Source organism: Rhodococcus wratislaviensis (assembly GCF_041228765.1).
Classification (GTDB): Bacteria; Actinomycetota; Actinomycetes; order Mycobacteriales; family Mycobacteriaceae; genus Rhodococcus_F; species Rhodococcus_F wratislaviensis.
Window position 1 is genome coordinate 6,309,408 of the sequence record NZ_CP150488.1, and the last position, 22,056, is coordinate 6,331,463.

Consider the following 22,056-nt stretch of genomic DNA (forward strand, 5'->3'; position numbering starts at 1 on the left):
GCCTCAGGGGGCGAGGGCGCGAACTCCGGTGGCGACGACCGGTCGCACCGGCTTCGGCGCCGCCCCGCAACTCGCCGGCCGGGGCGGCAGTTCCCGCTCCTCCAGGTCGACCACCCAGCGGCGCCCGTCACGATGCGCGACAACCGAGTTCGCGTCCACCGTGAGTTCGTCCGCGCCCGCGTCCACGAGATCCCGGACGGCGAGTTCCGCCACCTGCCCCGGCGCATCCCAGCAACTGCGGCCGCGCAGCCCGGTCGGGTACACCTCGCCCCGGGCGGCGGCGCGGACCGCGTCGACACTCTCCTGCGCCGACAGCCGGCCGTAGGTGTACCCCGTCGGCAGCAGGATCAGCGAGGGCGCGAACCGATGCCCACCCGTGTGCGAGCACTCCCACACCGCGTCGCCGAACTCCGCGGCCAGGCCCGCCGCGACCGGCCGTCCGAGGACGGCGCAGCACTGGTCCCTCTTCCCGTGCGCGCAGACGAGGACGACCGGGTCCGTCACCGGCGTGCCGAGACCGGGTGCGGTTCCCGCGATCAGTCCGAGGTCCAGGTCGAGCAGGTCTTCCGGGTAGGCGATCTCGAGCCGCTCGCACCACGACCGCGCGGGATGCGACTGCGCCAGCAGCACCGTCCGCCGATCCGGGGCCGCGGTGCTGCGGCCCGGCCGGCGGATGAACATGACCCGCACCCCGGCGGCGTCGGCGCGGGCGTCGAGCTCACGGGCCAGGTCCGGTCCGAGGGCGGTGCCGTCGAGCACGTCCCGGCCCCACGCACCGGGGAACTCCAGGCACACCCAGCCCGTGACGTGCGCAGCGGTGCCCGCGAGGGGTTCGTCGGTCGCGGACAGAGCGGAGCAGGTGGCGGTGATCGTGTCAGGCACGGTGTCATTGTGTCAGTCGCGAAAATCGGTCAGTCATGGAACTTCCTGCGCTCCGACAACTGCTGGACGAACTTCTCGATACGGCGGGCACGCGTCTCCGGGCGGGTGGCGTCCTGCAGACGGTAGTAGACGGCGTACCGGTTGTGGCTGTCGAGTGTCGCGTAGAAGGCCTCGGCCTCGGGGTTCTGCGCGAGGGCGTCCAGGAAGTCCTGCGGTATCTGCGCCGCCTTCTGTCCTGCATACGCGCGGTCCCAGCGACCGTCGGCCCTCGCCCGCTCCACCTCCGCCGCGCCCGCGGGCTCGAGGAGACCGGCCTCGGCCAGTTTCTCCGCGAACTCCCGGTTCCGCTTCGACCACGGGCTTCGTGACGAGCGTGGGGTGAACCGCTGCACGAAGAAGTCGTCGTCGACGCGGCGGACCTGGCTGTCGATCCAGCCGTAGCACAGCGCGACCTCGAGAGCCTGGTCGTAGTTGATCGACGAATGCGCCGACCCCTTCTTGGCCATCTTCAGCCAGATGCCGGGTGAGGAGTCGTGATGAGCGCCGAGCCATTCCCGGAACTCGGCCTGTCCGGCGAAGTACTCGACGCTCAGCTCGGCAGCACACATGTGCCCGAATCTAGCGGGAGAACAGTCTTCCCGCCCAGACCCGGACGAATCCCTGGGAAAGATATCCGAGCGCCCCGAGCGCCAGCACCCATTTGGTGACGCTGACCGCACTGGTGGTCCGCACGGTCGCGTCGGTGATGTGCTCGCGATGAGACAGCAGATACAGCCCGACGACATTCTCGGCGTAGTCGCCCGCCGCGGAGATCACCGGGGCCGCCGCCAGCACCTTCTGCGTTCTCGGCGACAGCGGTGTCAGCTCCGCCAGACGTCGTGCGCCCGTGCGCAGCGCGACCGCGTAGATCACGGGATGGACGAAGTCCGGGTAGTAGTGGCTGCGATAGCGCGCCGTCTCGGCGTCGGTCATTCCGTCGAGGATCGCCGTGTAGGACCGGGCGGACCGGGCCGTCTGGATGTCGGCGAGCCGGGGTGCCACCGGGCCGAGGAGCCGGACGATGTTCGCCTGCGAGATCACGAATGCTGCGGACCAGCCGAGGAGTCTGCGGTCGAGTGCGGTGAGCGCCATGAGCCGATCCTGCCATTCCCACCGCACCGCGTGCCTCAGCCCGCGGCCTCCGACATCGCCTTGGCATCCTCCTCGCCGAACTTCTCCTCGAGGGCCTCGGGTGAGTAATCCAGATCGATCTCCTCGACCGGGCGTCCGCGCGCCGACTCGATCGCCCCCAGCCGGCGCTGCGCCCGGTCTGCGGCGTACGCGATGAACTCCTGGTCGTCGAGCCCGTACGGCTGGACCTCGAATTGCTTGTTGACCCAGTCGATCATGCCCAGTGCCATCGGCATCAGCTCCGCCATCCGCTCCTGGACGACACCCCAGTTGCTGTCGTCGGCGGCGACGTGCCGGCGACAGGTGAACGTTCCCCACGCCATGTGGCGTCGTTCGTCGTCGCCGATCCTGCGGACCAGTTCCTGCATGCCCGGCAGGATCCCGCGCGTCGTGCACACCTTCTGCCACGCGTAGTACCCGGTGAGCGCGAGACTGCCCTCGATGACGTGGTTGTAGGTGACGCTGGCCCGCACCTGATTGGCCGGGCTGGGATCGGTCTCGAGCACCTTCAGCGATCCGGGCAGCTCCTCGTAGAACAACTGCCGGTAGTACGGGTTCTCGGCGACGAAGGGGTGCAGGTCTCGTGTGAGGCCCACCGCGTCCATCCACAACCGGAACACCTGGGTGTGCTTGGCCTCCTCGAAACAGAACTGCGTCAGGTACATCTCGTCCCCGAAGCGCCCCTCGGCGGCCATCGCCTTCATGAACGGCTGGATGTCCTCGGTGACCGCTTCCTCACCGGCGATGAACTGTGCGACCAGATACGTGGAGTTGCGCTGCTGCTCCGAATTCAGTCCCTCCCAGTCCTCCGCGTCCCGGCTGAAGTCGAGGTCCGTGGGGTTCCAGAACTTGGCGTTACCCTTCGTGAACAGCCGCAACGGGAACGCGTCCCAGTTGAGGCCCCCCGCGCGGAGCGAGCTGAACCCTTGCCTGCCGGGCGCGTAGGGGCGTCCGGGCGTGAGTGTCGACATCGTTGGCCTTCTTCCGGACGTGCGGAAGACGTCGTCGGACGCCCCGCAGCTTCGGGTCGCTCGTGACTACCGTCTCGTTCCGAGCCCCCGCTTCGGTTCCCACGCTAGTCCTGCCGAAGCCGTCACGGTTTACATTTTCGGACTTTTTGTCAGCTCGTCTCGGGCTTCATCAGGAACGGCAGGACCGCCGCCGCGAAGTCGTCGTAGCGGTCGCGGTGAATGCTGTGCCCGCTGCGGAACACCACCACCCGGCAGTTCTGTATCGCCGCCACCGCGGACTCGAGTCTGCGCGGATCCACCATTCCGCCCGGACCACCCCGCAGGATGAGCGTGTCGGCCTCGATGTCCGGCAATCTGTCCCACCACAACGGATCCGGGCGGCGGAACTGCTCGAGCGCCGAACCCGTCATCGACCGATCGAAGGCGAACGCCGCCCGCGGATGCCGGATCAGGCTCGTCGTCGCGTGCCACAGCTCCGGCAGCGACGGCAGCCGATTCGCGAAGACCTGTTCCGGGTCACCGGGACGCAACGGGAGCGGTGCCTCCTCGATCACCAGCCGGCGAACCAGCCCGGGAGAGGCCTGGGCCGCGAGCGACGCCGCATGACCACCGAGCGAATGCCCGACGAGATCCACCCGCGTCAGCCCGAGGTTGTCGCACACCTCCACCACGTCCGCGCCGAACTCCTCGAACAGATACGACGTGGCGCGGGCACTGCGACCGTGCCCCCGCAGGTCCAGGACGAGGACGCGTCGCCCGCGGGCGACGAGTGCGCGGGCGAAGCGGTCCCAGGTGCCGCCGTCACCGCCCATCCCGTGCACCAGAACCACCGGCACGGGATGGACGTCCAACGACCCCGAGGACTCGCCACTGTCTCGGTAGGCGATCTCGATACCGGCGCGCGTCGGGGTAGTCCTGCTCGTCTCCACGAGAATCCAGACTAGCGAGTACGGACACCCCGGCCGCGGACTACCGGCCCGACCCGTACGGGCGGGTGATGATCTCCAGATAGTGACCGGACGGGTCGAGGAAGTAGACGCCCCGCCCACCGTCGTTGGTGTTGATGGTGCCCGGCAGCGTCTGCCGCGGATCCGCCCAGTGATCGAGACCCCACTCGACGATCAGACCGTAGATCCGGTCGAAGTCGTCCTCTCCGACGAGGAACGCGTAGTGCTGCGGCTGGAATTCGATCGGCGGTTCCGCGAAGTCGAGAGAGACCCCGTTCTCGAGGGCGACCGCCAGGAAATGGCCGGCAGGCACGGCGTCCGGCAGTCCGAACAACGTGGTGAAGAAGGACGCCGACTCCTGCTTGTTCTTGGCGGCGACGATCGTGTGGTTGAAAGAAATGGTCACAGTCGACCCTTTCGAGGTATGCCACGAACCGACGGTGCGGCTGTGGCGGGCCTCCATGCCTGACGCTGTCCGCCACCGGCACGCGACCCTCTGCACAGCAAAGCATTTCGAACGGCCGGTTCGCAAGGCAGATCGTCTGGGCGGGTTACGCCGCCCGCCCCACCCGATAACGCAGCGTGACGACCCCGGAGTCGTACCCCTTCGACTCCAGCAACGTCAGCGCATGCATCCCGGTGTCCTCGTCGAGGAGCCTGCGTCCGTGCCCCAGCAGGATCGGCACCACGTGCAACTGGATTTCGTCGACCCGTTCGGCGGCGAGCAGTGCCCGCGCGAGGGTGATGCTCCCCCAGACGATCATGTCGCCACCCGGCTCCTGCCGGAGTTGCTCCACGCGCTCGACGGCGTCGCCCGGCCACAGCTGCGCCGGCTCCCGATCCCCCCACGGGGCACTGTCCAGCGTCGAGGAGAACACGAGTTTCGGGATCGAGTTGACGGTCTCGGCCACGACCTCACCCCGAGCCTGTTCGGTGGGCCAGTAGTCCGAGAACATCTGGTACGTCCTGCGCCCCAGCAGGACGAGGTCCGTGTCGGCGAGCAGATGGAGGTTGTACCGGTCCACCTCACCGTAATCCGGCACCGCATCGAAGAAGTCCAGCTCGCCGGACCGCCCGGCGACGAACCCGTCGAGGCTCGTCAATTCCTGGACGACGACCCTGCGATGCGATGCGTCCCGCTCTGTGTCACTCATAGATTCCCTCCACCGCCCAGCGGCCTGCCGTGCAGATCACCAGCAGCGCCCGCGACTCTTCCAGCAGCACCTGGGCCCGGGCCGCCGTCCGGGCGGCCGGAGGGTCCCACCACCGCTCGTCCACCGGCCACGGTCCGGCCCATCCGCACACCGCCCACTCTCGGCTCCCCCACCGCAACCGCGCGGGAGGCGCGCTGAACACACCACGTTCCGTGACCGTCACAGCCATACCCCGCTCGTCCGACATCCACACCTCCGGATACGCGGTCAGCACCGCGGCAGGCGCCGGTTCCGGCAACGTGCCCGGCCACGGCTCCGACGGATCGTTGCGCGGAATCAACTCGTCACCCAACGGCAGCAACGTGATGCGCTCCGCCGGGCCCCGCCCACCGCTGAGGACCCCCACCTGCACGGCTTCCCCGCCGAGCAGACCCTGCACTCGCACCAGCGCCCGCCGAGCCCGCTCGTCCTGGTCGCCGACCCCACCCCACAGCCCCAGCTGCAGGGCGCCTGCCGCCACCACTTCCACCGGTTCGAGCCGCAGGACGGCGATACCGGCGGTGGGCCGCTTCTCGCTGCGCCCGGTCAGCCACCCGTCCAGCTGCCACCGCACCCGGTCCGCCGTCGCCTCCGGGGTCAACGGTTCCGCACACCTCCAGATCCGGGACAGTTGCTCACCGTTGCCGGTGCTCGCCGAGATCGACAGCCGGGTGCAGGCCACCGCGGCGTCCGACAGTGTGCGATGAAGCTTCTCCGCCAGCGCACGCCCGGCGAAGGCGGCGGCGTCGACCCGTTCGATGACGGGATCGCACCGTTCCTCGACCTCCAGGTCGGGAGGCAGGGACCGCCCCGACGGCGGACGCTCCGGTTCACCCCGCGCGGCCCGATGTGCCAGCACCGCATCGGTTCCGAACCGCGAGGCCACATCGCCCGCCGACAGCCCGGCGAAACTGCCGATCGTGCGCAACCCCAGCCGGTGCAGCAGATCGACCAGCTCACCGCGGTGGGGTGCCGCAAGGCTCGGCTCCGCGGCCAGTTCCCGCATCGGGAGCGGCGCCAGGAAGGCCGCCCCCTCACCGGGTGGCACGAGAGTTGCTCTGCGCGCGGCGATCACGGCCGTGGACAGCTGATCGGCGATGCCGACCTGACACTCCACCCCCACCGCCGACACCTGATCCACCAACCGTTCCGCGGCGGCTTCCTCCGAACCGAAGTACCGGGCGACACCGCGAGCGGACAGCACCACGAGACCGGGCCGCAGCACCTCGACACCGGGTGCCACCGCGTCGACGGCCGAGGCGACCGGCTCGAACAGCCGCGCGTCGCGGTCGGGATCGGCTGTCACCACGTGCAACCGAGGGCACCGGGCCTGGGACTCGCGGCGGCGCAGACCTCTGCGCACCCCGTCCGCGCGGGCCGGTGCCGAGCAGGCGATCACCCGATTCCCCGACGTCACCGCCACCGGATGAGTCGGCGGGAGGTCCGCGGCAGCCGCCGCCGCGACGGCGGGCCAGTCGGGGCACCACAACGCCAGCACCCGGCTCACAGACCCACCACCTCCACCGGCGCAGGGAACGGGGCATTCTCGAGCGGCACCACCGATTCCGGGGTACTCACCCATTCCACCCGGCCCTGCGCCGACCGCACGTCCAGCCGGGTGGTGCGCGGCTGGAACGACCGCCCCCGGGCGCACACCGCCAGGCTGAGGGAACGCAACCGCCCGCAGCCCCGGTCCTGAGATCCGTTGCCCAGTCCGGCGTATCCGTGCACCTGGGCTTCCAGCCGCATCTCCGCGCCGTCCCAGTGCCCGTCCGTGACGACCAGGGTCGACCCCTTGCTCCGGGCCCGGGCCACCACCGCACGCGCCCGGGACGGCGCCACCGACGCCCCTCCCAGTCCGAGCACCACCAGATCCATTCCGTCCAGCAGCACCGCGGCGATCTCCACCGGATCGGCACCCGGGTCGGGGATCAGGGCCAGCCGTTCCAGTTGCGCCCCCATCTCGACCGCTGCCAGCACCCCGAGCCGGGGATGCCCGATCACCGCGACGTGTCCGCCGCCCGCGGTCACGGACGCGACCAACCCCAGCAGGAGCGAGGTGGCACCCGACACCGACACCACCGAACCGCGCACCAGCCCGCCACGGGGAAGGAGTTCGGCCAGCGCAGCCGGAACCGGGAGTACCCCGGCAGCACGGGAATCGGGTGCTGCGGAAGTGCCCGTCGTGGGGACCGCACTCTCCACCGGGGCGCGGCCCGCCACCGATTCCCCGCGCGCGGGGACTGCGGCCATCCGTCGCCGGAGGTAGTCCAGACGCTCCTGCCGGGACAGCCCGGACAACTCGGGAGACCCTGGCACCGGAAACCCCGGCTCGCCGGCCACTTCAGCCAACTCGACACCCCTGACACTCGGCACCAACAGCGGTCGGCAACCACGGGGAAGACGCGGCTCGAACAGACGCTTTGTTCGAACGTATTTTCGAACTCATTTCAAGTAAAGCCGGTCGGTGGAGGCCCGTCAAGTGGACCCCGAACGGCCAGGTCAGGACCGTCGCGCATCCCGTGTCCGCACAATCCTCTAACCTGAACGCGTGATGGAGCAGGAGCAGAGCGAAAGGGGCATCGGACCCGAATACCTGGTGGCCGGAAGATACCGCCTGCGGTCCAAACTGGGCGGCGGTGGAATGGGCGCGGTCTGGCTCGCACGGGACACCCTGCTGCACCGCGACGTCGCCATCAAACAGGTCACCACGACGGCCGGGCTCGACCCCGACGAGGCCCGCCGTGTCCGCGAACGCACCATGCGGGAAGGGCGCAACGCCGCCAAACTCGCCCACAGCCATTCCATCGCGATGTACGACGTGGCACTCGAGGCCGGCGAGCCCTGGCTGGTCATGGAGTACCTGCCGTCCCGCAGCCTCGCCCAGGCGATGAACATCGCCGACACACTGCCCCCACTCGAGGTCGCGCAGATCGGCGCGCAGGTGGCCGACGCGCTCACCGCCGCGCACGCCGCCGGGATCGTGCACCGGGACATCAAGCCGGGCAACATTCTCGTCGCCGACCGCGGCCGGGAACTCGGCACCGTCAAGATCAGCGACTTCGGCATCGCCCGCGCCAAGGGCGACTCCGCCGACACCACGAACGGGGTCATCACCGGCACACCCGCGTACTTCTCCCCCGAGGTCGCCCGCGGCCAGGACCCCACCGAGGCCAGCGACGTCTTCTCGCTCGGTTCCACGCTGTACACCGTCGTCGAGGGCCAGCCGCCGTTCGGGATCGACTCCGATTCCATCGCACTCCTGCACCGGGTCGCGAAGGCCGAGATCTACCGTCCCAGTAAGGCCGGGCCGCTCACCGACACGCTGCTGCACCTGCTCGAGCCCGACCCGGCGCGTCGTCCGACGATGGCCGAGGCCCGCGACGCCCTCGCCCGGGTGGCCATGGCCGGGGACGGGAACGTCGCGCACCTCGTCGGCTCGCCCGTCTATTCCGCAGACGGCACCATCCCGGCGTGGGCACAGCGCTCGACGCCGCTGCCCGACTCACGCCGGCGCAGCAAACTGGTGAGTTCCACCCAGGCCGGGCTGCCCGCTGTGCATCAGAGCACACCGTTGAAGAACGTGCCCCGTCCGCTCGGCCGGTTGCAGTGGCCTCCGCGCCCGACGAAGCCCGCCCCCGGTTCGCCGGCGCCCACTGTCCGCGATCAGGTGGTGGCGTGGGCGCCGATCGCCATGGGTGTCATGGTCGCGATCCTGATCCTGGCCGTGCTCGTGGCCGTGATCGTCCTCCTCGCCCAGCCCTGACACCCCGGGAGGTCAGTCGATCCGCCGTCGGTGCGCCCACCTCGTGAGCGCATTCCGGTTGGACTGCTGCGTCTTCCGCAGCACGTTCGACGCATGCGTTTCGACGGTCTTCACCGAGATCACCAGTTCCTCGGCGATCTCCCGGTACGTGTAGCCGCGCGCGAGCAGCCTCAGCACCTCCAGTTCCCGCGGCGTCAGCGAATCCAGCTCCGGATCCAACTGCGGCTCAGGAGCATTGGAACGTCCGGTGAAGGAGTCCAGCACGAATCCCGCGAGCCTCGGGCTGAACACGGCGTCACCGCCGGCGACCCGGCGCACGCCGTCGGCCAGTTCCGCGCCCGAGATCGTCTTGGTGACGTACCCGCGGGCGCCCGCGCGGATCACGGCGATCACGTCCTCGGCGGCGTCGGACACACTCAGCGCCAGGCACACCGGACCCGACTCGATGCCCCGCAGCACCGCGACACCGCCGCCGTCGGGCATGTGGACGTCGAGCAGCACGACGTGCGGTGACGTGGCGTTGATGCCGGACACCGCCTCTGCGACACCGCCCGCCTCGCCCACCACCTCCATGTCCGCTTCCCTGCCGAGTTCGGCGCGGACACCGGACCGGAACACGGCATGGTCATCGACGAGAAAGACACGGTACGGGGGTGTTTCAGGCAAAGTCACTGCAGCTGTTCCTCGCGTGGGCGGTAGTGTCACCCCACTCTAGAGCGTGTCGAATGATTCACTCCGTCGCCGCACCACCGCCGGCATCCCGTCTTCCCCGTCCTCGGGGGTATCCGATTGGACGGCGGCGACGGCACTTCGGAACCAGGCCTTCACCAGATATCCGAAGTTCGGCCACGTTCCGTCCTCCGGCCGCACGACGCAGAGACCCGTCATCCATTTGCCGAACGTCGCATGGAATCGCGCCTGAATCGCGGTCCGGTGGACGAACGAGAACACGAGCCACGCCGGTATCACGGCGAACCCCGCCGTCCCCTCGGCCGCATTCGGCGGCACCGACTGTCCGGCGGTCTGCACGACGTAGACGATGACACCGACCACGGCCGCGACAAGCGCGTGCAACGCGAGGTCCAGCACCAGGGCGACACCGCGCCGTAGGTGACCGGCGGGCCGGACTCGCCACAGGCTCTCGACTCCGTTCACGGCAGCCACCCGTCGATCTCGTCGCGGGCCCGCCGGGCGTCGTCATCGAGTCCGGTCCGGTCCAGCACCTCGCCGGCTACGGCCTCGGTGACCCGCGGTGTGCCGACCGTCTCCTCCTGCACGTAGGAGCCGAGCATGCCCCCGAACTGAGAGCGAGGGTCGGTGAACGTCAGCCCGAACGCACCGTTGACCGCCCCCTTCACGCCTCCCTGAACCGCACCTTTGCCGCCCGCCTCGGCGACGTTGCCCCAGTCCATACTGTCGCGCCGGCCCACGTGCACCTCATATTTCTGAAACGCGGCCTCGAGGCCCGCCTGGATCCCGGCGCCGGCCGCTGCACCCGACGCGGCCCGGGTGAGGATGGAGGTGATCAGCTGCCGGATGATCATCCGGACGGTGACCTGTGTGGCCGCTTCCGCCGCGAACGCGGCGGGACTCGCCGCACCGAACGTCATCGCGCTGGCCACGGCCACGGCCACGAGTTCGGCCGCCAGCGCCACCAGGGCCGCGATGATCGACAGTTTCGCGACCCGGATGTCGTCGGCCGACCAGTCGAGGGTGTCGCCGAGTTCGTGGAGCAACCCCGACAACTCGCGGAGCGCCCCGTCCGCACCGATGCGCGCCCAGTGCTCCGCCATCGCGGTGTCGACGTCACCATCGACTCCGGACATCGCCGACCGCATCGCGGCGTCGGCCTCCTCGACGATGTCGTCGAGCGAGGCGCCGGCGTCCTTCCACCCTTGCCCGAGCCGCTCCATCGCCGTTTCGTCCGCGTCGGGCCAGTCCGCCCCGACCACTTTCTCTGCCAGCCACCGGACACCGCCCGGAACCTCGATGCCCATCAGAACAGCCCGGCGAGGCTGGATGCGGTCCCGCGGTCGGTGTCGTCGAACGAGTCGGCGGTGCTCCTCAGCTCGGTCCCGAGCGCGGCCAGCGCCCCGACGGCGAACCCCAGCGAATGCTCGGCGACCTCCGCGGACGGCAGATACCCGTTCGCGAACGTCGTCCCGGTCTCGTCGCCGCCCCAGCACTCCCCCTCGGCCTCGAGGGTCGAGTGCAGTGTGGCGGCGGCCTCTGCCATCCGCTGCGACAATGCGTCGAATCGGGGCGCGACGCTGCGCAGATGCGCCGGGTCCACCCACAGCTGCGCGCTCACTGCCACCCGTCCCGCAGGACCGGCCGATTCCACCGCGCGTCGTCGGGATCATCCGGGTCCGGGTCCCGATCGGCCGGCACGGCATCGACGCCGGGTTCGAGGCGCGGGAGGAAGTCCCGCAGGCTCGGAGCGCCGGGCACGAGGTCCGGCAGATCCGGCAGGGTCTCGGTCGCGGACACGATCGATCCCATGATGCGCATCGACTCGGTGTGCGCGGCCTCGCCCGCACGCCGGGCGGCTTCGGTCATCGCACGTCCCAGCGACTCGGGGGTGGACCGCCGGAACGCGTCCGGTGCGAGGCGCACGTCCACCACGCCGCCCACCGAGTTCACCACCACCTGCACCAGTCCGTCGGCCGACGCCGCACTCACCCGCAGCTGCGCCACCTGCTGCTGAGCGGCATGCAGAACCTGCGTCTGCCGGTCGAGCGTGGCCAGCATCGAATCGATCTGATCCTGCAGCTCGCGCTCGCGCACGCGCAGACCCTCACGGTCGAACATGAAATCCCCCCTTGACATCTGGCGTCCCACCCCGCCGCAGCACGATGCGACCACACGACCCCCACAGTCGTGTCGCCGGCGAACATTACCCCCTCAATGGGACAGCATGCGAGCAGACGGCGCGCACCATGGCGCCCGCCACGTCGAAAGTGGTGCTCACGCACCCTGACTGAACGGCACGTCCTCGACGCCGGCGGTGTCCGAGTCCCCGGCGGCGCCCGCTGTCGCCCACGTCCGGCCGTTCCGCGGCATGTGGATTCGCACCTCGGTGCCCTTGCCGGGTGCCGACCGCACGTCGACGTGCCCGCCTCGCCGCTCGATCCGTCCACGGATCGACTTCGCCAGCCCCTGACGGTCCGGGGACACTTCGTCGACGTCGAACCCGACGCCGCGGTCCCGGACGAACACACTGACCTGTTCGCGCTCGGCCTCGGCGAACAGGTTGATGTCCGTCTCCCCGGAATGCTTGGCCGCGTTGACCAGAGCCTCCCGCGTCGCGCCGAGCACCGCCGTGAAACTCTCCTTCGACAGACCCTCGCCCGTGCCCTCGACGTCGAGTGCCACATCGCCGACCGTCACCGGTCGCACCGTGACGCCGTGATGGTCCTCGACCTCGCCCGCGATGATCCGCAACGCCTCCGCAAGGCTCGAATGGTCGGTGTCTCCCCCACCGAACAACCACTTCCGCAGTTCCCGTTCCTGCCCCCGGGCCAGCCGCGCGACCTCCTGAGGATGGTCGGCCTGCTTCTGGATCAGCGCCAGGGTCTGCAGAACGGAATCGTGCAGGTGCGACGCGATCTCCTCACGCTCGTCGTTGCGGATCCTGGCCGCACGCTCCGCGCCCAGCGCGCGCCACAGTCGTAGCCACAGGGGCACGGTCAGCAGCCCGGCGCCGACCAGGGTGACCACCACGGCCAGCAACGACGAACGCAGCGCAGCGAAGTCGACCTGCGCGAGGATCACCACACCGAGACCCGACACGATCAACGTCACGCCACCGAGGACCCGCGCCCAGGTGAGGACGGTGGGACGCTGCGGCAGCCCGATGACGGTGCGCGGCCCCTCCGAATCGAATTCGCGCCACACCAGGGCCGCGCCGACCGCCACCACGATGATCGGTGCGATCACCGAACCGACGCGGCCACTGAACAACCACGACAACGCGGACGCACCGGCCAGGCCGATCGCGATCAGCCCGTACGCTCTCCGCCGCTCGGACGCACTGGGCTTCTCGGTGTCCGAACCTGCGGCCGTGAAGATCCACAACAGTCCGTAGCCGACGATGCCCGCGCCGGCGAGCGCGGCGAGACAGGCGAACGCGACCCGCACCTTCATCACGTCGACGCCCAGCTGATCGGCGATACCACCCGCGACGCCGCCGACGATGCGTCCACCGGTCCGGCGTTCGAGCCGCGGCAGGGGGATACCGCCGGGCGGGACAGGCGCGGTCACGGCACCCGCGTACTGGGCGCCGACCGCGGATGTGTTCGACACAGGTTGCACATCTTCGATACTGGCACGATCCCCTGGCCGCGGCATCAGGGTCCAACCCTGACTTCGGTAGGCGTTCCGGCCCACCCCGGCCGGAAAGATCAGGGTAGTTCCCGATGTACGCGCGCCGCGCCGACCGGAACGATGGTCGTATGAGCAATGGGAGCTTCCAAGAGCAGATACAGGATCTGTGGCGGACCCGGCCGGTGCGGTTACCGGGCCGTGGTCACGTCGCCGGTGTCTGTGCGGGAATCGGCTACCGCTACGGCGTCGATCCCGTACTGATACGAGTCGCCTTCGTCGTGTCCACCATTTTCGGTGGCGCCGGTGTGCTCCTCTACCTGGCGTGCTGGCTCGCCCTCACGAAGTCGGGCGACCCCGCCTCCCCCGCGGAGTCGCTGGTGGGACGCGGTCACAGCTCCGACTCGGGCACCAAGACCATCGTCCTTCTCGTCGCACTGGCCATCGCGCTGAGCACCGTCGGCCCCTTCGGTGTGGGCCTCGGCGGCTCCGGGCTGATCAGCATGGCGCTGATGCTCGGCGGGCTGTGGCTGCTGTACCAGCGGCAGCCGATACCTCCACCGTTGCCCGCCGGAGCCGTTGCCCCGGGTGTCGGGACCGGCTATCCCGGGACGAGTTTCTCGCCGGGTCAGTTCGGCGCCAACCCGTTCGGCCCGGGCACGTACGGTCCGAGCGCCTACGGTCCGGGTGCGTACGGTCCGTACACGAAGCTCCCCGACTCCTACATCCCGAGCACGCCCCCCACCTCGGACGAGAAGCCGGCCGACGCGCCCACCGAGGCACTGAAGCCCGAAACTGCTGCCGCCCAATCCGATCCGGTGTCGTTCGAGAAGACCCCGACGCCCGGTCCGCAGGTCGACGCACCCTCGGCCCCGTTCGCGCCGCTCGAACCGCGACCGCCGGCGTGGGACCCGCTCGGCGTCGCCCCGTTCGCGTGGGACCTGCCCGAACCGGCCAGGACCACCTCTCCCGCAGTGCAACCGGAGCGGACCCACTCCCGTCTGACCACCATGGTGATCGGGTTGGCGATCCTCGCGGCCGCGGCAGCGACGGCGTTGTCGGTCGCCACCGGATCCGACTGGTTGAACCCCGGTCGCATCGGCGCCGTCGCGCTGACCGTCATCGGAGTGGGGTTGCTGATCGGCGGATTCCTGCGCAAGGGCTACGGTCTACTCGTCGTCGCCGGCCCGCTGGCCGGTTTCGTGATCCTCGCTTCGCTCGTCGGTTCACTCGACCTGAACAGCGAGAACATGGGCGATCGGACCTGGAACCCGGCGACAGCGGCCGCCATCGAACCCGCGTACTCCGGTGGATTCGGCAGCTTCACGCTCGACCTCCGAAACGTCACTCTCACCGAGGACAAGACGGTCGACGTCAGCGGGCAGTTCGGTGAGGTCGTAGTGCTCCTGCCGCCCGGCATGAATGTCGAGAACCACTGCACCGCCCAGTTCGGCGACGCGCAGTGCCTCCGGGACGGTCTCGACGGTGGCGTCGACGGCACCGACGGTCCCGTTCTGACCCTCAATGCCGATGTTCGATTCGGAAGTGTGGAGGTGCGCCGTGGATGACATCGACGACACCCAGGACAGCGAGCAGACCCGGACGCGGAAACGCCCGTCGCTTCTACTGCTCCTCGCAGGATTGGCAGCGCTCCTGGTGAGCGGCTGGGCACTCGCGGGGCCGTTCTCGCTGGAACCGCTCGCGAACGTCGAGTTCCGCTGGCTGTTCGTGCTGGTCGCGGTGCTGGTCGGCGTGGTGCTCGTGTTCGCACCGAACCGGCGGAAGTAGAGGCGCAAGCGCACGTGCGCGGTGAGCGAGTCCGAGGACTCGCTCACCGCGCACAGTGCGTCACTCCCACTCGATGGTGCCCGGCGGCTTGCTCGTGATGTCCAGCACGACACGGTTGACGTCGTGCACCTCGTTGGTGATCCGGGTGGAGATCCGCTCGAGAACGTCGTAGGGCAGTCGCGTCCAGTCCGCGGTCATCGCGTCCTCGCTGGACACCGGGCGGAGCACGATCGGGTGGCCGTAGGTGCGTCCGTCACCCTGCACGCCGACGCTGCGGACGTCGGCGAGCAGCACCACGGGGCACTGCCAGATCTGACCGTCGAGCCCGGCGGCCGTCAGCTCTTCGCGCGCAATGGAATCCGCGTGACGCAGGATGTCGAGCCGGTCCTGCGTGACCTCGCCGATGATGCGGATGCCCAACCCGGGACCGGGGAACGGCTGGCGTCCCACGATTTCCTCGGGCAGACCCAGCTCGCGCCCCACCGCCCGGACCTCGTCCTTGAACAGCAGGCGGAGCGGTTCCACGAGCGTGAACTGCAGGTCTTCCGGCAGCCCGCCGACATTGTGGTGGCTCTTGATGTTGGCCGTGCCGGTGCCGCCGCCGGATTCCACGACGTCCGGGTACAGCGTGCCCTGCACGAGGAATTCGACCGTGTCGCCGTGCGCGGCGTTCTCGCCCAGCACATCGCTGACCGCGCCCTCGAAGCTGCGGATGAACTCGCGGCCGATGATCTTGCGCTTGGTCTCCGGGTCGGAGACACCGGCCAGCTCACCGATGAAGGTGTCGGCGGCGTCGACCGTGATCAACTTGGCGCCGGTGGCGGCAACGAAATCCTGTTCGACCTGGGCCCGCTCGCCCGCACGCATCAATCCGTGGTCGACGAACACACACGTCAGGTTGTCGCCGATGGCACGCTGCACGAGCGCCGCCGCGACAGCGGAGTCGACACCGCCGGAGAGTCCGCAGATCGCCCTGCCGTCGCCGACCTGCTCGCGAACCTGCTCGACGAGGGCGTCGGCGATGTTCGCGGCCGTCCATGCGGGAGGAATGCCGGCGATCTCGTGGAGGAACCGGCTGAGCACCTGCTGGCCGTGCGGCGAGTGCAGCACCTCCGGGTGGTACTGCACACCGGCGAGCTTGCGGGCCCGGTCCTCGAACGCGGCGACGGGTGCGCCCTCGCTCGTGGCCGTCACCTCGAAGCCGGCCGGGGCCTCGGTGACCGCGTCGCCGTGGCTCATCCAGACGGGCTGGCTGGACGGCAGCCCCTCGTGCAGCAGACCGCCCTGCACCTTCAGGTCGGTGCGGCCGTACTCACGGGTGCCGGTGTGTGCCACCGTGCCGCCGAGTGCGCCGGCCATGGCCTGGAATCCGTAGCAGATGCCGAACACCGGAATGTCCAGGTCGAACAGTGCCGGATCGAGCTGGGGCGCCCCGTCGGCGTAGACGCTCGACGGCCCACCCGACAGCACCACGGCGACGGGATTCTTGGCCGCGATCTCCTCGACGGTCGCGGTGTGCGGGACCACCTCGGAGTAGACCTTGGCCTCACGCACCCGCCGGGCGATCAGCTGCGCGTACTGCGCGCCGAAGTCGACGACGAGGACCGGTCTCTGTTGCTCGATATCTGCCACCGGGTCAGTCTAATCGGCGCAGCTCTGTGGTCTGCGCGACCCCACGACCCGGCCCTCTCGGGCGCTATGCAACGCCGTGCTTCTGCGCGTCGGGCACCGCAGAGCTGTTGCGGATCTCGACGATCGGCAGCACGAGCGCTGCGGGCGCTCCTTCCGGGACGACCGGTGCAATCGGCGCGACCGGGTTCAGGCGTTGGTATCCCTCCCCCTGCGCCGGACGCAGGTCCTCTTCGCCCTTGTTGGGCCACAGCGAGGCCGCACGCTCGGCCTGCGCCGAGATCGTCAGTGACGGGTTGACGCCCAGGTTCGCGGACACGGCCGAACCGTCGACCACGCTCAGCGTCGGGTAACCCCACACGCGGTGGTACGGGTCGATGACGCCCTTCGACGGTTCCGACGCGATCGTGCAGCCGCCGAGGAAATGTGCGGTGAGCGGGATGTTGAACACGTCGCCCCAGGTGCCGCCCGCGCGACCGTCGATCTTCTCCGCGATCCGGCGGGTCGCCTCGTTGCCCGCCGGGATCCAGCTGGGGTTCGGCTGACCGTGGCCCTGCTTGCTGGTGACCTTGCGCCGACCGAACAGGCCCTTCTTCGTGTATGTGGTGATGGAGTTGTCGAGGTTCTGCATCACCAGCGCGATGATGGTGCGCTCGCTCCACTTGTACGGGGTGAGGACCTTCAGCGCCGTCGGATCCTTCGCGAGCTCCTTGAGGAACGTCATCCACCGCCGGCCGCCGCCGTCGGTCAGCAACGTCTGCAGCAGGGCCATCGAGTTCGACCCCTTGCCGTAGCGCACCGGCTCGACGTGCGTGTCGGACGTCGGGTGGAAGGACGACGTGATGGCGACGCCCTTCGTGAGCTCGAGCGCGGGGTCCACCTTGTTCTTGGCGGCACCGAGAATCGACTCCGAGTTGGTGCGGGTGAGCACACCCAGGCGGTCGGAGATCTTCGGCAGCGCGCCCGTCTCCTTCTGGTCGAACAGCAGATGCTGAGTGCCCCACGTGCCGGCGGCCAGGACGACGTTCGCGGCCGTGTACGTCGTGCGGTTCCGGTTCCTCCGCGGCCCACTGCGCCGGGTGAAGACGTCCCAGGTGCCGTCGGACGCCTCGCGCAGACCGGTGACCGTCGTCATCGGGATGATCTCGGCGCCGGCCTTCTCCGCGAGACCCAGGTAGTTCTTGAGCAGGGTGTTCTTGGCGCCGTGCCGGCATCCGGTCATGCATTCGCCGCATTCGATGCACCCGGTGCGGTCGGGGCCGACGCCGCCGAAGTACGGGTCCGGCACGGTCTTGCCCGCCTCACCGAAGAAGACCCCGACCGGGGTCTGGATGAACGTGTCGCCCACCCCCATGTCCTCCGCGACCGACTTGATGATTTCGTCGGCGGGGGTCATGTGCGGGTTCTGGACCACGCCCAGCATCTTGCGGGCCTGCTCGTAGTACGGCGTGAGCTCGTCGTGCCAGTCGGTGATGTGCGACCACTGCTTGTCCTGGAAGAAGGAGGCGGGCGGCTTGTAGAGCGTGTTCGCGTAGTTGAGCGAACCGCCACCGACCCCGGCGCCGGCGAGAATGAGGCAGTCGCGCAGCAGGTGGACGCGCTGGATGCCGAAGAAACCGAGAGCGGGCGCCCACAGGAACTTCTTGAGATCCCAGCTGGTCTTCGCGAAATCCGCGTCGGCGTAGCGACGGCCCGCCTCGAGGATGCCGACCTTGTAGCCCTTCTCGACCAATCGGAGTGCGGTGACACTGCCACCGAATCCGGAACCGACGATGAGGACGTCGTACTCCGTTGCGCGCTGCTTGCTCATCACTCGACCTCCAACGAAACCTGAGTTATTACTCGCCAGTATGCACCCCTCGGCTGTGACAGCTGCCACAAGGGTCACCTAACTGTAACGAGAGGTATCAGGAACGGTCGCGATACCCGCAAACGCACGTCGCCCGATGCCTCACCAGTGCAGTTGAACTGCACCGATGTGACATCGGGCGACAAGAGAAGCGGTGGCGGACGGACGCCTCAGGCGCGGACCGTCAGGCCCACCTTCTGGAATTCCTTCAGATCCGAGTACCCCGACTTCGCCATCGAGCGGCGCAGCCCGCCGACGAAGTTCAGCGAACCGAACGGGTCGTCGGACGGACCCGTGAGGACCCGGTCGAGCGACGGCCGGTCACCGAACGAGACCGGCAGCATCGTGCCGCGCGGAACCGAGGGGTGCGCGGCGGCCGACGGCCAGTACCAGCCGCCGCCGGGAGCCTCCGCTGCGACGGCCAGCGGTGCGCCCAGGACTGCGGCGTCCGCGCCACAGGCGATCGCCTTCGCGAGGTCGCCCGAGGACGTGATGTCGCCGTCCGCGATGACGTGGACGTAGCGGCCGCCCGTCTCGTCGAGGTAGTCGCGGCGAGCAGCAGCGGCATCCGCGATGGCCGTGGCCATCGGAAGACCGATCCCCAGCACCTCACCGGTGGTCGTGGCGCCCTCGGTGGAGCCGTAACCCACGATCACACCGGCCGCGCCCGTGCGCATCAGGTGCAGTGCGGTGCGGTGATCGCTCACCCCACCGGCCACGACGGGGACGTCCAGCTCGGAGATGAACGTCTTGAGGTTCAGCGGCTCGCTGTCGCCGTGGGCGACGTGCTCGGCGGAGATGATCGTGCCGTGCACGACCAGCAGGTCGATGCCCGCCTCGAGCAGCTGCGGGGTGAGCGCCCGGGCGTTCTGCGGGCTGACCCGCACCGCGGTCGTGACACCCGCGTCGCGGACCTGAGCCACGGCAGCAGCGAGAAGTCCCGGCTGCAACGGTGCCGCGTGCAGCTCCTGCAGCTTCTTGATCGGCGCCTCGACGTCGACATCCGACTCCGCCAGCGCGACGAGTTCGGCGAGCTTCGCCTCGACGTCCGCGTGCCGGCCCCACAGACCCTCACCGTTGATGACCCCGAGGCCACCACGCTTGCCGAGTTCGATCGCGAACGACGGCGACACCAGCGCGTCGGTCGGGTGCGCCAGCACAGGAATGTCGAACCGGTATGCGTCGAGCTGCCAGGACGTCGACACCTCCTTGGAGGAGCGGGTCCGGCGGGAGGGGACGATGTCGATGTCGTCCAGCTCATAGGTTCGTCGGGCTGTTCGGCCCATGCCGATCTCAACGAGGTCGCGCACGCGCGCCCCTTTCTCGTGAATCGTGACTGGTTGCTAGCGAGCGGTGTAGTTGGGAGCTTCGACCGTCATCGTGATGTCGTGCGGGTGGCTCTCCTTCAGACCCGCGGCGGTGATCTGCACGAACTGCGCGTTCTGCAGTTCCTCGATCGACGACGCTCCCGTGTAGCCCATGGCAGCCCGCAGACCGCCCGTGAGCTGATGGGTGACCTGGGACAGCGGTCCGCGGAACGCGACCCGGCCCTCGATGCCCTCCGGAACCAGCTTGTCCTCGGACAGCACGTCGTCCTGGAAGTAGCGGTCCTTGGAATACGACTTCGCGGCGCCACGGCTCTGCATCGCGCCGAGGGAACCCATGCCGCGGTAGCTCTTGTACTGCTTGCCGTTCACGAGGATCAGCTCACCCGGCGACTCGGCGGTGCCTGCGAGCAGCGAACCCAGCATGGCCGTCGACGCGCCTGCCGCCAGGGCCTTCGCGATGTCGCCGGAGAACTGCAGTCCACCGTCGGCGATCACCGGCACACCGTGCGGTTTGGCCGCGGCGACCGCTTCGAGGATCGCGGTGATCTGCGGGGCGCCGACACCGGCGATGACGCGGGTGGTGCAGATGGAGCCGGGGCCGACCCCGACCTTGACCGCGTCCACCCCGGCCTCGATGAGAGCGGCGGCACCGCCGCGGGTGGCGACGTTGCCGCCGATGATCTGCACGCGCTCGTCGACCTCGGCCTTGAGCTTCGAGATCATGTCCAGCACGCCGGCCGAGTGGCCGTGGGCGCTGTCGACGACGAGCACGTCCACTCCGGCGTCGGTGAGAGCCATAGCGCGGCTCCACGCCTCGTCGCCCACACCCACCGCTGCGCCGACGAGGAGCCGGCCGTCACGGTCCTTGGTGGCGTCCGGGTGCTGCTCGGTCTTCACGAAGTCCTTGACCGTGATGAGGCCGGTGAGCTTGCCCTGACCGTCCACGATCGGCAGCTTCTCGATCTTGTGGCGGCGGAGCAGGCCCAGCGCCACCTCCGCGGTGACACCCTCCTGCGCGGTGATCAGCGGCGCCTTCGTCATGACCTCGGACACGGCGCGGTTCTGGTCGACCTCGAAGCGCATGTCGCGGTTGGTGATGATGCCGACGAGCTGCCCGGCCCCGTCGGTGACCGGAAGTCCGGAGATACGGAAGCGGGCGCACTTGGCGTCGACCTCGGCGAGGGTGTCCGACGGCTTGCAGGTGACCGGGTCGGTGACCATTCCCGCCTCGGACCGCTTGACCGTCTCCACCTGCCCGGCCTGCGCCTCGACCGACAGGTTGCGGTGCAGGACGCCCATCCCACCGGCGCGGGCCATGGCGATCGCCATCCGCGCTTCGGTGACGGTGTCCATCGCGGAGCTGACGAGCGGCACTCGCAGCCGGATGTCCCTGGTCAGCTGGCTGGATGTGTCGACCTGGCCGGGGATGACATTCGACGCCGCCGGCAAGAGCAGGACGTCGTCGTACGTGAGACCCAGCATCGCGACCTTGTTCGGGTCGTCACCGCCGGTGTGTACATGCCCTGCTGAACTTGTCATGCGGTTCGGGCCCTCCATGGAACATAGGTGCAGCGCCGGTGGCGCCGTCTGCGGACATTCAGATCTTCGATCTGGTGGAAACTTTCGGGAACACGGATACAGGAAAAAGGCCGGAGCGACGATCGATATTCCCAGCTCCACACACCATGATATCGGCTCGACGCGATCACCACGGAGCCCACCCACGCTGGGCGTACGCCGAACGGCTGGCGCAGACCGGGCTGACCTGCGTACCGTGGTGCTGTGCGCGATCAACTGCCTCCAGGTCTGCCCCCGGACCCCTTCGCCGGCGACCCCGCCGACCCGTCCGCAGCTCTCGATGCGATCGAACCGGGCCAGCCACTCGACCCCCACGAGCGACTCGCCGTGGAGGAAGATCTGGCCGACCTCGCCGTGTACGAGGCGCTGCTGGCACATCGCGGGATCCGCGGTCTCGTCGTCTGCTGCGAAGACTGCCAGCAAGATCACTACCACGATTGGGACATGCTCCGTGCCAACCTCCTCCAGCTTCTGGTCGACGGCACCGTGCGCCCGCACGAGCCCGCCTACGACCCGACACCCGAGGCGTACGTCACCTGGGACTACTGCCGCGGCTACGCGGACGCCTCGATGAACGACGCTCTGCACGGAGACGGTTTCGACGCCTGATCCGGCACAACCCGATACAGACC

23 protein-coding genes are annotated in these 22,056 nt (G+C 69.2%); 4 read left to right on the plus strand and 19 right to left on the minus strand.

Annotation, left to right across the window (positions count from 1 at the left end; genetic code table 11):
* Positions 1-3: 3 nt before the first annotated feature.
* The 9 genes from WKC72_RS29300 to WKC72_RS29340 form a co-directional block, all read right to left on the minus strand.
* A complete protein-coding gene (locus tag WKC72_RS29300) occupies positions 4-882 on the minus strand; it encodes a sucrase ferredoxin (RefSeq protein ID WP_128639074.1) in 879 nt (292 codons plus the stop codon).
* A 29-nt stretch (positions 883-911) separates the two neighbouring features.
* Entirely contained in the window at positions 912-1,490 is a 579-nt protein-coding gene (locus tag WKC72_RS29305) for a YdeI family protein (RefSeq protein ID WP_037244838.1), read from the minus strand.
* A 10-nt stretch (positions 1,491-1,500) separates the two neighbouring features.
* The gene (locus WKC72_RS29310) at positions 1,501-2,013 is read right to left on the minus strand and encodes a hypothetical protein (protein WP_037244836.1); all 513 of its coding nucleotides are present in this window, start codon (positions 2,011-2,013) and stop codon (positions 1,501-1,503) included.
* A gap of 35 nt (positions 2,014-2,048) precedes the next feature.
* Positions 2,049-3,023, minus strand: a complete 975-nt coding sequence (locus WKC72_RS29315; protein ID WP_037244834.1) for a R2-like ligand-binding oxidase — start codon at positions 3,021-3,023, stop codon at positions 2,049-2,051.
* Positions 3,024-3,172: 149 nt separating this feature from the next.
* On the minus strand, positions 3,173-3,952 hold the full coding sequence (locus WKC72_RS29320; RefSeq protein ID WP_370180563.1) for an alpha/beta fold hydrolase: 780 nt from the start codon (positions 3,950-3,952) through the stop codon (positions 3,173-3,175).
* A 40-nt stretch (positions 3,953-3,992) separates the two neighbouring features.
* Positions 3,993-4,376 (minus strand): VOC family protein, encoded by a 384-nt coding sequence (locus WKC72_RS29325; protein WP_174233898.1) that lies wholly within the window; start codon positions 4,374-4,376, stop codon positions 3,993-3,995.
* A gap of 145 nt (positions 4,377-4,521) precedes the next feature.
* Positions 4,522-5,124, minus strand: coding sequence for a dihydrofolate reductase family protein (locus WKC72_RS29330; protein WP_370180564.1), 603 nt, complete (start codon positions 5,122-5,124; stop codon positions 4,522-4,524).
* Positions 5,117-6,670, minus strand: coding sequence for a DNA polymerase Y family protein (locus tag WKC72_RS29335; protein ID WP_037244826.1), 1,554 nt, complete (start codon positions 6,668-6,670; stop codon positions 5,117-5,119). The genes WKC72_RS29330 and WKC72_RS29335 overlap by 8 nt, the downstream gene beginning before the upstream one ends.
* On the minus strand, positions 6,667-7,506 hold the full coding sequence (locus tag WKC72_RS29340) for a hypothetical protein (RefSeq protein ID WP_370184584.1): 840 nt from the start codon (positions 7,504-7,506) through the stop codon (positions 6,667-6,669). Before WKC72_RS29340 ends, WKC72_RS29335 begins: the two co-directional genes overlap by 4 nt.
* Positions 7,507-7,717: 211 nt before the next feature.
* Here WKC72_RS29340 and WKC72_RS29345 point away from each other — a divergent pair, with 211 nt between their 5' ends.
* A complete protein-coding gene (locus WKC72_RS29345) occupies positions 7,718-8,929 on the plus strand; it encodes a serine/threonine-protein kinase (RefSeq protein ID WP_037244821.1) in 1,212 nt (403 codons plus the stop codon).
* A 12-nt stretch (positions 8,930-8,941) separates the two neighbouring features.
* Here the strand turns inward: WKC72_RS29345 and WKC72_RS29350 are convergent, their stop codons facing one another.
* From WKC72_RS29350 to WKC72_RS29375, 6 genes are all read right to left on the minus strand, one after another.
* Positions 8,942-9,601 (minus strand): response regulator transcription factor, encoded by a 660-nt coding sequence (locus tag WKC72_RS29350; protein ID WP_015889975.1) that lies wholly within the window; start codon positions 9,599-9,601, stop codon positions 8,942-8,944.
* Positions 9,602-9,640: 39 nt separating this feature from the next.
* A complete protein-coding gene (locus tag WKC72_RS29355; protein ID WP_268790935.1) occupies positions 9,641-10,084 on the minus strand; it encodes an RDD family protein in 444 nt (147 codons plus the stop codon).
* Complete coding sequence (locus WKC72_RS29360) at positions 10,081-10,926, minus strand: hypothetical protein (RefSeq protein ID WP_370180565.1); 846 nt, start codon at positions 10,924-10,926, stop codon at positions 10,081-10,083. The genes WKC72_RS29355 and WKC72_RS29360 overlap by 4 nt, the downstream gene beginning before the upstream one ends.
* Positions 10,926-11,240: a WXG100 family type VII secretion target gene (locus tag WKC72_RS29365; protein WP_370180566.1), complete on the minus strand. Its 315-nt coding sequence runs from the start codon at positions 11,238-11,240 to the stop codon at positions 10,926-10,928. Before WKC72_RS29365 ends, WKC72_RS29360 begins: the two co-directional genes overlap by 1 nt.
* Complete coding sequence (locus WKC72_RS29370) at positions 11,237-11,740, minus strand: YbaB/EbfC family nucleoid-associated protein (RefSeq protein WP_370180567.1); 504 nt, start codon at positions 11,738-11,740, stop codon at positions 11,237-11,239. Before WKC72_RS29370 ends, WKC72_RS29365 begins: the two co-directional genes overlap by 4 nt.
* 156 nt (positions 11,741-11,896) lie before the next feature.
* Positions 11,897-13,234, minus strand: coding sequence for a PspC domain-containing protein (locus WKC72_RS29375; RefSeq protein WP_370180568.1), 1,338 nt, complete (start codon positions 13,232-13,234; stop codon positions 11,897-11,899).
* A 113-nt stretch (positions 13,235-13,347) separates the two neighbouring features.
* Here WKC72_RS29375 and WKC72_RS29380 point away from each other — a divergent pair, with 113 nt between their 5' ends.
* Entirely contained in the window at positions 13,348-14,820 is a 1,473-nt protein-coding gene (locus WKC72_RS29380) for a PspC domain-containing protein (protein ID WP_370180569.1), read from the plus strand.
* Positions 14,813-15,040, plus strand: a complete 228-nt coding sequence (locus tag WKC72_RS29385) for a hypothetical protein (protein WP_128639084.1) — start codon at positions 14,813-14,815, stop codon at positions 15,038-15,040. The genes WKC72_RS29380 and WKC72_RS29385 overlap by 8 nt, the downstream gene beginning before the upstream one ends.
* Before the next feature lie 60 nt (positions 15,041-15,100).
* Here the strand turns inward: WKC72_RS29385 and guaA are convergent, their stop codons facing one another.
* The 4 genes from guaA to guaB all read right to left on the minus strand — a co-directional run bounded on the left by guaA (position 15,101) and on the right by guaB (position 21,385).
* Positions 15,101-16,672 (minus strand): glutamine-hydrolyzing GMP synthase, encoded by a 1,572-nt coding sequence (gene guaA, locus WKC72_RS29390; protein ID WP_370180570.1) that lies wholly within the window; start codon positions 16,670-16,672, stop codon positions 15,101-15,103.
* Between the two features lie 64 nt (positions 16,673-16,736).
* Positions 16,737-18,479, minus strand: coding sequence for a GMC oxidoreductase (locus WKC72_RS29395; RefSeq protein ID WP_037244806.1), 1,743 nt, complete (start codon positions 18,477-18,479; stop codon positions 16,737-16,739).
* A 209-nt stretch (positions 18,480-18,688) separates the two neighbouring features.
* Positions 18,689-19,828 carry a GuaB3 family IMP dehydrogenase-related protein gene (locus WKC72_RS29400; RefSeq protein ID WP_005257142.1) on the minus strand — a complete coding sequence of 380 codons (1,140 nt, stop codon included), beginning with the start codon at positions 19,826-19,828 and terminating at the stop codon, positions 18,689-18,691.
* 33 nt (positions 19,829-19,861) lie between these two features.
* Complete coding sequence (gene guaB / locus WKC72_RS29405) at positions 19,862-21,385, minus strand: IMP dehydrogenase (RefSeq protein WP_268790942.1); 1,524 nt, start codon at positions 21,383-21,385, stop codon at positions 19,862-19,864.
* 243 nt (positions 21,386-21,628) lie between these two features.
* On the opposite strand from guaB, the gene WKC72_RS29410 reads away from it, so the two are divergent.
* Positions 21,629-22,033, plus strand: a complete 405-nt coding sequence (locus tag WKC72_RS29410; protein WP_005239778.1) for a DUF5319 domain-containing protein — start codon at positions 21,629-21,631, stop codon at positions 22,031-22,033.
* The last annotated feature ends 23 nt before the right edge of the window (positions 22,034-22,056 follow it).

Coding starts and splice junctions, on each gene's coding strand:
- WKC72_RS29305 (WP_037244838.1), bottom strand. CDS start 1,490: ATGTGTGCTGCCGAGCTGAGCGTCGAGTACTTCGCCGGACAGGCCGAG.
- WKC72_RS29310 (WP_037244836.1), bottom strand. CDS start 2,013: ATGGCGCTCACCGCACTCGACCGCAGACTCCTCGGCTGGTCCGCAGCA.
- WKC72_RS29315 (WP_037244834.1), bottom strand. CDS start 3,023: ATGTCGACACTCACGCCCGGACGCCCCTACGCGCCCGGCAGGCAAGGG.
- WKC72_RS29330 (WP_370180564.1), bottom strand. CDS start 5,124: ATGAGTGACACAGAGCGGGACGCATCGCATCGCAGGGTCGTCGTCCAG.
- WKC72_RS29345 (WP_037244821.1), top strand. CDS start 7,718: ATGGAGCAGGAGCAGAGCGAAAGGGGCATCGGACCCGAATACCTGGTG.
- WKC72_RS29360 (WP_370180565.1), bottom strand. CDS start 10,926: ATGGGCATCGAGGTTCCGGGCGGTGTCCGGTGGCTGGCAGAGAAAGTG.
- WKC72_RS29370 (WP_370180567.1), bottom strand. CDS start 11,740: ATGTTCGACCGTGAGGGTCTGCGCGTGCGCGAGCGCGAGCTGCAGGAT.
- WKC72_RS29380 (WP_370180569.1), top strand. CDS start 13,348: ATGTACGCGCGCCGCGCCGACCGGAACGATGGTCGTATGAGCAATGGG.
- WKC72_RS29395 (WP_037244806.1), bottom strand. CDS start 18,479: ATGAGCAAGCAGCGCGCAACGGAGTACGACGTCCTCATCGTCGGTTCC.
- guaB (WP_268790942.1), bottom strand. CDS start 21,385: ATGACAAGTTCAGCAGGGCATGTACACACCGGCGGTGACGACCCGAAC.